The sequence below is a fragment of the Aureimonas sp. AU40 genome (assembly GCF_001463785.1).
Classification (GTDB): domain Bacteria; phylum Pseudomonadota; class Alphaproteobacteria; order Rhizobiales; family Rhizobiaceae; genus Aureimonas.
Window position 1 is genome coordinate 67,543 of sequence record NZ_BBWL01000052.1, and the last position, 12,116, is coordinate 79,658.

The window sequence follows — 12,116 nt, forward strand, 5'->3', positions numbered from 1 at the left end:
TCTTGCTCATCGCGAGGAATGAGGAGGTTCCATGACGATCCAGCTACCGATCACCACCCGCTCGGCCCCGTTCAAGGCGCGCTACGGCAATTTCGTCGGCGGCCGCTGGACGGACGCCGCGGACGGGCGCACCTTCCAGAACCACTCGCCCATCGACGGGCGGGTTCTGTGCGACGTGGCCCGCAGCGGGGCCGAGGATGTGGAGCGCGCGCTCGACGCCGCCCATGCCGCCGCCGAAAGCTGGGGCCGCACCAGCCCCGCTGAGCGCGCGCTCGCGCTTCTGCGCATTGCCGACCGGATGGAGGAAAATCTCGACCAGCTCGCCACGGCCGAGACCTGGGACAACGGCAAGCCGATCCGCGAAACGCGCGCCGCCGATCTTCCGCTGGCGATCGACCATTTCCGCTATTTCGCCGGCTGCCTGCGCGCGCAGGAAGGCAGCCTGTCGGAGATCGACCACGACACCGTCGCCTACCATTTCCACGAACCGCTGGGTGTGGTCGGCCAAATCATTCCCTGGAATTTCCCGCTTCTGATGGCGGTCTGGAAGCTCGCCCCGGCGCTCGCCGCCGGCAATTGCGTGGTGCTGAAACCCGCCGAGCAGACGCCGCTCTCGATCCTCGTCCTGATGGAACTGATCGGCGATCTTCTGCCGCCGGGCGTCGTCAATGTCGTGAACGGCTATGGTCTCGAAGCGGGCAAGCCGCTCGCCCAATCCAGGCGCATCGCCAAGATCGCCTTCACCGGCGAGACGACGACCGGTCGCCTCATCATGCAATATGCCTCCGAGAACCTCATTCCCGTGACGCTGGAGCTCGGCGGCAAGAGCCCCAACATCTTTTTCGCCGACGTGGCGGCGGAAGACGACGACTTCCTCGACAAGGCGCTGGAAGGCTTTGCCATGTTCGCCCTGAACCAGGGCGAGGTCTGCACCTGCCCGAGCCGGGCCCTGATTCACGAATCCATCTACGACCGCTTCATGGAGCGGGCGGTCAAGCGCGTCGAGGCGATGATCCAGGGCGATCCGCTCGACCCGGCCACGATGGTCGGCGCGCAGGCCTCAGGCGAGCAGATGGAGAAGATCCTCTCCTATCTCGAGATCGGCCGCGACGAAGGGGCGAAGGTTCTGACCGGGGGCGGCCGCGCCCATCTCGACGGGCTCGACGGCTACTACGTTCAGCCCACTGTGCTTCAGGGGCACAACCGGATGCGCATCTTCCAGGAGGAAATCTTCGGCCCGGTGGTCTCCGTCACGACCTTCAAGGACGATGCCGACGCCCTCGCCATCGCCAACGACACGCTCTACGGCCTGGGCGCCGGTGTCTGGACGCGCGACGGCACGCGAGCCTACCGCATGGGCCGCGCCATCAAGGCGGGCCGGGTCTGGACGAACTGCTACCACGCCTATCCCGCGCATGCCGCCTTCGGTGGATACAAGCAATCCGGCATCGGGCGTGAAACGCACAAGATGATGCTCGATCACTACCAGCAGACCAAGAACATGCTGGTCAGCTATTCGCCCAAGAAGCTCGGCTTCTTCTGAGCAAGAGCCAACTCAAGCGCCGTGCGGATGGGTCCACCATCCGCACGGCGCTTGCCTTCCGCCTCACTCGGACGATCCTTATTTCGCGCGCCCTGCGCGTCGGAGGACAACCGCTCTCCAGGAGGATAGCCGCCGTGCGGTGCGCCTTCAGATGTGGGGCATCGATCATGATGCGCTCCCGTCTTGGGCCTTCGTCTTCCCAGGCTCAAAATTGCAGTCGAAATCACCAAGCCAGTTCGATCGGATAAATCACATGGACCAAATCTTGTGCGGTCCGTAAGCCGGTGGCGTCCTTAACATTGAAGGCCGCCGTGGATCACGCACACGATGCCACTCACCAAGCGTTTGTCCTCCACCCGGACACGCGTTGGGCCAGTGGGAATTGCGGCGCGATCCGCTCCATCGGCCGCTCGCTCAACAGACGCAGCTCAGGCAAACGACATCACACGGCAAACGAGACCGACAGGTCTCGAGCCTAAAGCTTTTTCAGTCAATCCAACGCTCTAGCGCCGGCTCGGAAAGAGCGGCGCGGATCGGGCAAGAGCGCCTCTACGAGGGGAAGCGCAGCGAGCCCCAGCGCGACGCCGGTCTCACCGAAGCTGGCGCGGGCGAGATCCGGCAGCCAGTAGGGCTGGGTCGGTCCGCCCATCCGCTCGGCCCTGCAGCGGACGAGCCGCGCGGTCAACGCATCCAGAAGCGGTTCGCCAAGGCGCCCGCCGACCGTCACGAGGCGCGGTCCCAGAAAGGCCGAGACGGCGATAATCATGTCGGTAAGGTGCTCGGCCGCATCGTCGATCCAGCGAGCGACCGCGGGCGCTTCGGGATCGGAGCCGGGGAGAAGCCGGGTCGAGGCCACGTCGTCCAAGAAGCGGCCGTCCGTGCCCGTCCGCATGCGCCCGACCAGTCCGGCACGATGGGACGCGCCGTCGAACACGGCGCCGCCGATCACCATGCCGGCCTGGACGCTGGGACCGAGCAGGATATGGACGAAACTGTCGTCGGCGCCCGCTCGGCCGAACTGGCGCTCGGCCATCGCCGCCGCCACCGTGTCCCGCTCGATCGTTACCGGCAGGGGCGCGAGCGCCTCGCGCAGCACCTGCGAGCGCGGATCGGCCCCGAGGCCGATCCCGACCAGCCGCCCCGTGGGCGCCAGACGAGCGGCGCGTTCGGTGCTGGCGCGAACCAGATCGGCGGTTTCCCGCGTCGCCGTGGCGGCATGGTGCTCCTCGAACAGCACGGTCCCCAAGAGATCCACCGCGAGCAGGAAGGTGCCGGACTCCGTGCGATCCACACCGATCCCATAGGCGCCGCCGGGCCGGATCGCGAAGCTTTGCGAGCGAAGGCCGCCCTCGCCTTCGATCAGGTCGTCGGCGGTCAAGCGGCGTAGGATATTGGCGATTCCCGGAACGGTGAGCCCGGTGGTCTCGGCCAGTTCCAGCCGCGTGCGCGCGCCGCCGCGTCGCAGCGCTTCCAGCGTGACGCGCATGTTGTGGTCGCCCGCCTGCACCAGATTGAGCCCCGTCGCGGCGTCCCTCCGGTCGGACTGCGGCGGGGTTCCGCTCTCCTGCGAGAGCCCAAGCCTTCCGTCCGCCCTGTCGATGCTCGCCACTCGTCCCCTCCGATGCGCGACCAACCTCGTTTTCGCTTTCGCTCTCCTACCGCGTTTGGACGGCGCAAGGCGACAGGGCAGTCTGGCGGGAATGGGTGCCCCGTTCGAGACTTCGAAGCCCTGCAATATTCGGGTACGGCAGATCGCTTTGGGTAAGGAAACTCGTCACGACAACAGACGACTACGCTAGCTCCCTCACGCCCTATCTCGGCGTGAGGGGCAGCGCGGGCGTCTGGCACGCGTTTGCTGCACAGTCCCGGGCAAATCCGATCGATGCCCACCGCACGAACGGATTTGCCCGGTCGTCCTCATCCTCCCTGAGACATCGAGCAGTAGCAGTATTCGTCAGCGCTGAGCTTGCGGCGAGGCGCAGCCGGGGGCGTAGGTCAGCACGGGCCAGCGGTTGCCACGCATGGCCTGCTGCCTGATCCAGCCCGAGAAGTTGGAGATCGACGCCCGGCACCAGTTTCCGTCAGACGCCGTGGTGCACTGATCGATCACGACACAGGTCCCCGCCGGAATGGTTGCCACGACCGGCGCATCCGGCCGAGCCTCGGCACGGGCGTTGAGCTGAACCAGGACGGACGCACGCGCCTTCTCGTCGCTGCCGCTCGGCATGGGAGACTGACGCGCCTCGCTCTTGGCGCAGCTGGCGGTGTAGCCGTAGAAGACGCAGCCGTTTCGTCCCGTCGTCACCGCCGCCGCGGAGGCAGCCGACCCCGGCGCCAGCCGCTCGAGCACCACGGTGCTGCCGTTGGCCAACTGTCCGCTCACGCGGTTCTGGTTGCCGCCGAGCCGCGCCAGGATCGCACCATCGGCGGATAGGAAGCCCAGTTGGTTGTCGACGATCTTCCATTTCGACAGGCCTGACAGGGCGCCTCCACAATGGGACGTCTGTAGCTGGTAGCTGCCTTCGCTCGGCGCCGTCTGAAGCGCGACCTGGCAGGCCCCGCCGGCGGAGAGCGCGGGATCGAGCGTCTGCCACTCTCCCGAAAACGCTTTGACGAAATCGGATTCGCTCTGGGCGAAAGCCGGCGCGGCCAGCGTCACGGCCCCTACAGCGATCAGCGCGGCAAACGTCTTGCCCATGATGTTCCTTTTGGAGGTCGATTGGCCCAATAGGTTGCCCCACGGTTGGGACGCTTCACCGGCCAAGGGTCGTTGGAATTCGGTGGGGATCCAGGTCTTGCGATCAGGAGCCAACGTTCAGCCGGCTGCGGGAAATCTCGCGCTCGCCGTTTGTCAGCACCAGATCGACATCGAGCTTGTCGCCGGGGCTTAAGGAAAGACCGACCGTGGCCACCACCGCGTCCTGGCCGACCGAGAGCTCGAACTCGCCCCCTTGCGTCGTCGATGTCCGGCCAGAAGGACCGCTCTTCTCGATCATCATGCGGGCCTCGACATGCCCGTTCGACAAGCCGAGCGCACGCCCTGTCAAGCGCACGGTTCCCGCGCCGGGCTCGACCACGATCGAGGCTATGGCCATTGGCGCGTCCTGCGCATGAACGGGGCCGCCCATAAGAAGCGCTCCGACGAGACAGGAGGCTGCGGCAAAACGCATGGCCGAGACCTCACATCTTGCTCTGAGTGATGGTAACCGAAGCGCCGTTCGACTGGACGGTTATGGGTGTTCCCGCAGTTCCGTTGCTCACGCCATTGGAGATCAGCGCCGCGCTCGTGCCCGCGCCGGACACGGCCAAACTGTTGTTCAGTCCGCTGCCATATTGGCTGATGCTGCCGCTCGAGCCTTTGCCCGTCACGCTGAGGTCTGCGACGTTGCTGTCGCCCTTTTGGAGAATGGTTCCTTCGAGGGCTCCGGCCCCAAGCATCGCCGTGGCCTTGTTGCCGCCGCCGAGTTGTCCGATCAGCGCTTGGCCGCCGCCCGCCAAGTTGACATTCGCCTGATTGCCGAGATTGGGGGAGGCAGAACTCTGAAGAAGTCCCACAAAACCGCCGTTCCCGGAAATCTTGATGTCGGCGCTGTTTCCCCCGCCCATTTGGCGCGCCGGCCGCCCACTCATGCGCTCCGCGCTCAAAACATTCAGCCGAACCTGCTCGGGAAGGCTGTCCTCACTTTGAGAGGTCTCGGCGTTCGGCGTAAGACTGAACGTCTGGAGTGTGGGCGCGCCGATCTCCAAACCGCCGACCTGACTGTTCGATGCTTGCGACTGATCGACCGTCAACCTGTTCTCGCCGCCATCCTGCACGATCGACAGGACATTCGACTCCGCCACCGCTTGCGCCATCGGCCAGATCGCCATGGGAAGAGCGACAGCCAGCATCCTGTACAGCGGCGAAGGCATGTTCGTCTCCCTTAGCGTCATGTCACGACCAATAGTCGTTTACCAAGATCTTTGCGTGATCGAAATCATATTCCCTTTCCCGATCTGAGAAAAGGACGCCAAATTATTTTGTCCGGACTGACTGACCGCAGCGCCGTTGCCGTTCCCCACAATCGACCCCCGCATGACGTTGGAGGAGCCTTGCTGAACGGCCGCGAACAGATTGTCCGACCCTGAGACCGAGATGTCCATCGCGTTCGAATGACCGGTCTGCGAGAGGCTACCCCAGGGAAGATCGGCGATCAGCGTCGGCGTCAGATTCGAAGAAGACCGCTTGCCGCCGTTGCGATCGCCTTGGACGTTGATGGTCATGCTGTTGCCGCTTGGCGAGGAGGCGGACGAGGTTTGGGACAGGCTGAGTTGATTGTCGTTGCCGGTCAGCAACAGCTCGATACGATTGGATGCGTCTTGGTTCGGCGACAGCGTGAGCACATTGGACGAACCGGCCAAGGCGGGCGAGGCGACCAGCAGGGATGCGATGGAAGCGGCGAGAAAGCGCACGGGATTCTCCACGTTGACGTGTCGACCCGCAATCTAGATCTCGGATTATTGCCCGTTTCTATTTATCTACACTTGTCTATTATTGTTGATGAACGAAAAGGGATTGGGATTCGCCCATTTGTATGAAATTTAATGTCTGTTTTTCGCCTTCCTGTCGGACCGTAGCGAGGTTTTCATCGCCGCGCACGATGCCGTTCGCGATATTCTGCGCCCCACGCTGAAGCACGGAAACCACATTGTCGTTGCCGACCAGATCGAGCGAGGCACGATGGCCGGTGCCGTCCTGAAGGATCGTCTTCACGAGGGCATCGGTCGTGGAGGGCAGGCGTCCTCCGCGCGGCGCGGGACGCAGATTGTCGTTGCCGACGATCCGAACGTCGGCCCGGTTGGCCGAGCCCGTCTGCGACACGGCCAAGAGGTTCCGATTGCCGATCACGGTCATATCGAGCCCGTTGCCGGCGCCGGCCTGGCGGATGTCGGCGAGATTGGCGTCGCCGGTTTGTTGGAGCAGGGCCGTGTTTCCGGCGCGCTGGTTATCACCAATCGCTCGAATTGCGCTGCTCGCCTGCACGATGTCGAGGCGATTGCCGTCACCCTGCTGGGACGAGGCGAACTCGTTCCCGTCGCCGGTCAGAAGCGCGTAGGCCGCGTTGTCCAAGCCGCGCTGCACGGAGGAGAAGAAATTGCCATCCGCGCGTCCGCTCCCGTCCGAGCCGATCGTCAGGGACAACGTATTGCCTTCCCCGAACTGCTCGAGCGAAGAGGCAAAGGCGCCCGACACTGCGCTTTGCGAACTGACGGCCCTATAGCCGCCAATGCCTTCGCCGCCATTGTCGTTGCCCATGACCGACACGAAAACGCTGTTGCCGAGCCCTTCGCCCTGGCTTCCGAGCCCGGCCTGCACGACTTGGTCGATGAAATTCCCCGTCCCGTCCAGCCGAAGACTCATTTGATCCGACGTGCCGTGCTGTTCGGCATTGCCGAGCGTGTTGCGCTCACCCGTCATCCGCAGGCGAAAGTCATCAGCGGCCCCGGCCTGATCCGCAAGCCGCACGGCGTTGGACGAGCCATCCTGAACGATGTCGATGCGGTTGGTAGCACCCTTCTGTCGAAGCTGGCCGATCTGCTGACCCACACCCTGCTGTGTCACGTCAATTCGATTGGTGCCGAGAGCAACAGCACCGAGTCCGAGGCCTGGTACGTAGATCTGCGAGATTTCCCGAATCGAGTGGTTGCCCGGCCCACTCGACGGACCCTTCGCGGCGTCGGAACCGAGAAACGCTCCACCGATCTGGCGGATGTAGGCGCTGTTGCTTGCTTCGCTCAAAGGGATCGCACTTCCCCTCTGTTCGATAGCGCCGATCAGGCTACCCCCTGATCCCCGCCAACTGCGCTGGCCGATATAGAGCGTGTTCCATTCACCGCGCTGAAACAGGCCTGAGGCGCTGCCGCTTTGGCCCGTCAGAAATCCCTGTTGGCCGTTCATGTTCAACGCGCCGATCGCATTCTGCTCGCCGGCCTGAAGAAGCGTTGCGACGTTGCGGTTGCCCAACTGGTTCAGACGCAGCTCGCTCAGCGTCCCTCCTACGGCATTGCCTTCGCCAAGCTGATCGACGGTCAGCTTGTTCGTGTCGCCGACCTGCCCGAGATAGACCTCGTTCGACTGGGCATGCGCCCCGCCCACCAGCACGAGGTAGGTCAGCGCGACGCCGAGGACAGAACACGATTGATGGGACATGAAGTCGTCATCCGCTCGACAAATTTTCAAGTGACGAAGGGGCGGCCGAAGGATCGGCCGCCCCCGTTCTCATCGCGAGATAAGATCGAACCGAACTTACTTCTGCACTACGGCGAGCGCGTTGCCCGAACCGTTCTGCACGAAGTTGGTCAGGTTGCTGTTGCCGATCTGAGCGACGAAAGCCTGGTTCTTGCCGCTGCCGCCGATCGAGCCGTCGATCTTGTTGCCGTTGCCGCTCTGGTAGGTGGTGAACAGGTTGTCGCTGGACGACACGGTCAGGTTGACCTCGTTGCCCTTTGTGTAGCCACCGTTCTGAATAATATTGCCAGGGCCGAAATACAGACCTTCCGACGTCTGCTTGCTGGTGATGATAGTGTTCGAGAAAGAATAGCCGCTGTTGTTCCGATCACCAGCGATGCTTGCATTGATGATGTTGGAATTGCCGGACTGTGAAGTGTATAGCCGGTTGCTGTTTCCGATTACGCTAGTTGTAGAGGAGTTTTTGGATCCACTCTGGTAAGACCAAAGGTTGTTATTATTCCCGTTGATGGAATTATCGATAACGTTGTCGGATCCGTATTGGTTAAAACCGCTATAGTTGCTGTTGCCAGTGATGCTCAGAGTGGCGATGTTTTCGGTACCATACTGATTAGAATGAGAAAAATTGCTGTCGCCCGTGATATTACCATTTATTTTATTTTTGTTTCCGCCCTGATAAGAATATACGTTGTTCGAGTCACCAGAAATATTGTGAATCGATGCGTTTTCGTCGCCAGACTGATAAGCAAGCGCCTGGTTGTAGCTACCCCGAACATTAACATCAGCTTGATTGCGGTTATTATACTGGATGACGCCAACGCTGTTGGAATTCGAACCATTCGCGAGTGTCGCGACGGTCGCCTTGTTCGCTACGCCATCCTGCGAGATGCCGAGGCTATTCGAATTGCCCTCGATGGTCAGATTGCTTGCCTGATTGGACTGGCCGAACTGACGGATCGCAAAGCTGTTCTTGTTTCCGGAAACGGTCAGGTCCGTCGCATTGTTGGCGCCGATCTGCCAAACGCCGTTGGGCGAATTGACTCCATCTACGCTAACGGAGGCACCATAATAGCTTGCAACGCCGGAAAGGCCGCTGGTGCCGTTATTCTGACCGCTGAAGTTGAGGCTCGCGTTGTTCGCACCGGTCGCGCCATTGGCGACAGTCTGGTACTTCTGGCCGACGTAGTCGATGTTGTTGCCGTTGTTCGACTGTGTGATCGTCAGCGTATTGCCGGTGGCCGTTCCGGAAGCCGCGCCCGTCTGGAGGATGGAGCCGACCGAGTTGTCGCTGCCGGTCTGCGTCACGTTCGCAACGTTGGCATTGCCGTACTGATCGACGCCGGCACCGCCCAGATTGCTGTGATCGGTGACATAGTTGCCCAGAGTGCCGACCTTCAGGTTCTGGCCGTTCTGGTCGATCGTCAGCTTGTTGTAGGAACCGATGCCGGCATCCGCACCCTGATCGATCGCTCCACCCGGTTGCGCGGACTTGCCGGCTTGGTTGTTGCCGGCGCCCTGCTGGGTGATCGTGGCCTCGTTGCCTGTGCTACCCTGATGGATATAGGCCTTGTTATTGTCGGCCAGAGCCGCGCCGGTCAGCATCGTCAGCGCCGTTGCCGTCAAAAGAGTCGTCTTGAAACCCGTCATATGTCACCCCTGATATTCGATCTCGCCGGCCTCTCGGGCTTCGCGCAAGATGCAAGCTTCCACCCAGCGTTTCGAATGAACGCGCCGGCCTTCCTTGGCACCGCCCTGCAATCGAGCGCTGCAAATCGATGAAGATGACCCCGTCGGCACAAGCCTAGACTCGACGTGCTTTATAGAGCGCGTCCGGACATCTTTGGTGTCTGCGATTTCCCCCCTCGCAGCGACTGACCTCGATTTGGAAACCTGCTTTCGCAGGGCCAAGCGGGTCGGGAACACGGTGGAGAGCCATTCGATCGGCAACCTATGGAGGTGGAAACCGCCTAAGTCGTCGTCTTAAGGATTCATTTACAATGTCTGATGCCCTTGCGTCAATGCGGAGCAGAAGGGTCGAGCGAATAACGAAATCATAACGTTAATGTACAAGATGCGGCGGTTTACCCTACGGCGCCCTTATCTTTAAAATGCAACTGAAAATTTGATGCCACCCATCTGTTGTGTGACACCGAAAGCCTGGAAAAGTGGGCTTCAAATGCCCTTGGTCGAGAAAGCTCTGCACCGCTTAAGGCCGGACGAGGTGCGGTTGAGGGAGCAGGCAAGCCTTGCGGCTTGCAAAGAATCACCCAATTTTTGCGCGCATTACTTTTGATTGGGCAACAAAAAGCCCCGGCGATGGCGCGCCGGGGCTGGGAAACGTTCGAATGTTATGGTCAGGTCTTTGGCTCATCATCGAGCCAAGAGAGGTTTAGGCCACCCTCCGTGGGAAGCGCTCCACGGTTCGACATCCGAGTCCCGTTCGGCCTCGCTTCTGCCGTGTCCTTGTGACGGCCTCGGCTTTTCTTAAAGGCTGGCCACGCTGTGGGTGTCCGGCAGCTTGATCGAGCCCAGCGACGGCTCGCCCGGCGTCGGGGCCGGCGGCAGTTGCGGCGGCTGGTTCTCTTCGGCTGGCACGGGGCCGACGCCCGGCACCTGCCGGATGCCGGACTGGCCGGCCGGCTGTGGCGCGGCGCGCGAGACGGGCCTTGTGGTGCTCGTAACCGGCCCGGCCGATAAGGGGCGCACGGCGAGTTCGGGCGGGCGAGACGGCACGGTCGCCATCATCTTAGCGGCGTTCTCGGTCACCGGCCGGGGCGGCGGCGGCGCGGTCGGGTCCAGGAAATCGCCGTATTTCGCGCCGCGATAGGCGGTGATCGCGTTCGCGCCGGCCTGAGGATCGGCGAAGGACCAGATCCGAAGTTCGGCGCCTTCCATCACCAGGGATAGGACGGCCTGCTCGATCGCGGACTGGACGGCGATCTGCTTGGGCTCGTTGTAGGTCACGCCCGCTTCGGCTTCCAACAGACTGTCGAGCTTGACATAACGGAAGGTGCCGCCGGTCAGCGAGTAGGAGACAACCGCCTTGCGCGTCGTCACGCTGGCCAGAACCTCGCCCGTCTTGGTGGAGACCGCTCGCAAGGTGACGGTCACGACGTCGTTGATATATTTCGCGTCGCCGCCGATGCCCAAGAGGCGCGCGCCTGCCCCGCCCGTCGTGATGTTGGTGTCGTAACCGATGATGCCGCCTTCGATGATGATGCCGGCATGGAGAAGCGGCGGCAGCGCCGAGGCGTTGATCGTGTTCTCGTTCTTGTAGATCCGGCGCATTTCCGTGAGGATTTGGCGCTCGCGCAGGAGGTTCTCCAGCGCCTTGCGTTCTAGCACCGTGAACCAGCGCCGCTCGCCGGCATCCTGAAGCGCCTTGATCAGGATGGCCGCGCCGCCCTGCGTCACCGCGCGGGAAAGCGACTGGACGTTCTCGCGCTCCTTGAACTGGCCCGTCAGATCCTCGATGTCATAGACCGCGACCACGGTCTTCTCGCGCGGCGGCGGGAGGTCGCGCAGCAGGTCGTTCTGCTTCGACACGGGCGCCACAACGGGCGCGGGATCGAGCGCGGACTCGTTGGTGACGCAGCCGGACAAGGCCGCGGCGCTGGCGCCAAGAAGGGACGCGCGCAAGATGAGCGCCAAGCGGAAACGCAGGGACATCAGACTCTTCCTACAAAGCCGGTTCAACGCCTGGCTTAATTGATGCTCAACGGGGTGAGGGCCGATCCGCTGAGAACGGGCGTGGCGGTGCTCAACTGGCTGGCGGAGGCCGAAGAAGACGCCGTCGATGCCGTGGTGGTGGCGGGCTTCGAAGTGACGAGCTGGGGAACGACGATGTCCGTGACCGTTCCGTCGGTCGCGTTCTCGATGCGCAGCCGGATGGTGGTCAGCGTCCGGTCGAACGTCACCTTGGTGTCGCCGAACTGCACGGTGCCCGAATCCTGCGGGTTCTCGCCGAAGATCGCGTCCGTCACCTGGCTGGCGAGCGCCGACAGAAGGCGCCCTTGAAGCTGCCGGACGAACAGGTCGGCATCGGACTGCGTCTTCGTGCCCGAGCCCGTGGTGCCGGCGGAGGTCGAGTCCACCGGTTTCTTGTAGTCGCTTGCCGTCGCGTTCTTCTGCGCGCCGGCGATGGACAGGAGATGGGCGGAATTCAGCGGACTCCCGCCGAACGAGGGATTGATCGGCGTGTAGACGAGATCACCCGCCGCGGCCGATCCAATACTGAGCGAAGCAATCGAAAGGAATGCTAAGGTTCTAAGACTGTTAACGGACATAGCTTTCCCTTTAGGAAACGTGGGCAACGCTAGCCATCCCGCCGGCATCATCGCAAGA

10 protein-coding genes are annotated in these 12,116 nt (G+C 62.5%); 1 reads left to right on the plus strand and 9 read right to left on the minus strand.

Translation table 11 applies throughout. The features are described from left to right. Positions 1-31 precede the first annotated feature (31 nt). Complete coding sequence (gene adh / locus AUL32_RS19920) at positions 32-1,543, plus strand: aldehyde dehydrogenase (RefSeq protein ID WP_062118972.1); 1,512 nt, start codon at positions 32-34, stop codon at positions 1,541-1,543. 490 nt (positions 1,544-2,033) lie between these two features. On the opposite strand, the gene AUL32_RS19925 is transcribed toward adh, so the two are convergent. The 9 genes from AUL32_RS19925 to AUL32_RS19965 form a co-directional block, all read right to left on the minus strand. Beyond that, a complete protein-coding gene (locus AUL32_RS19925; RefSeq protein ID WP_062118975.1) occupies positions 2,034-3,152 on the minus strand; it encodes an ROK family protein in 1,119 nt (372 codons plus the stop codon). 345 nt (positions 3,153-3,497) lie between these two features. Next, positions 3,498-4,241 carry an SH3 domain-containing protein gene (locus tag AUL32_RS19930; RefSeq protein ID WP_062118978.1) on the minus strand — a complete coding sequence of 248 codons (744 nt, stop codon included), beginning with the start codon at positions 4,239-4,241 and terminating at the stop codon, positions 3,498-3,500. 103 nt (positions 4,242-4,344) lie between these two features. Beyond that, complete coding sequence (gene csgH, locus AUL32_RS19935; RefSeq protein WP_156421550.1) at positions 4,345-4,638, minus strand: curli-like amyloid fiber formation chaperone CsgH; 294 nt, start codon at positions 4,636-4,638, stop codon at positions 4,345-4,347. Positions 4,639-4,723: 85 nt separating this feature from the next. Next, positions 4,724-5,455, minus strand: a complete 732-nt coding sequence (locus AUL32_RS19940) for a hypothetical protein (RefSeq protein ID WP_156421551.1) — start codon at positions 5,453-5,455, stop codon at positions 4,724-4,726. A 39-nt stretch (positions 5,456-5,494) separates the two neighbouring features. Next, positions 5,495-5,995, minus strand: a complete 501-nt coding sequence (locus tag AUL32_RS19945) for a hypothetical protein (RefSeq protein WP_156421552.1) — start codon at positions 5,993-5,995, stop codon at positions 5,495-5,497. 79 nt (positions 5,996-6,074) lie between these two features. Next, positions 6,075-7,733 (minus strand): hypothetical protein, encoded by a 1,659-nt coding sequence (locus AUL32_RS19950; RefSeq protein ID WP_062118987.1) that lies wholly within the window; start codon positions 7,731-7,733, stop codon positions 6,075-6,077. Positions 7,734-7,829: 96 nt separating this feature from the next. Further along, positions 7,830-9,419: a beta strand repeat-containing protein gene (locus AUL32_RS19955; RefSeq protein ID WP_062118990.1), complete on the minus strand. Its 1,590-nt coding sequence runs from the start codon at positions 9,417-9,419 to the stop codon at positions 7,830-7,832. Positions 9,420-10,256: 837 nt separating this feature from the next. Then, positions 10,257-11,441 (minus strand): CsgG/HfaB family protein, encoded by a 1,185-nt coding sequence (locus AUL32_RS19960; RefSeq protein WP_062118993.1) that lies wholly within the window; start codon positions 11,439-11,441, stop codon positions 10,257-10,259. A gap of 35 nt (positions 11,442-11,476) precedes the next feature. Continuing rightward, a complete protein-coding gene (locus tag AUL32_RS19965) occupies positions 11,477-12,058 on the minus strand; it encodes a curli assembly protein CsgF (RefSeq protein ID WP_082659883.1) in 582 nt (193 codons plus the stop codon). Between the last annotated feature and the right edge of the window lie 58 nt (positions 12,059-12,116).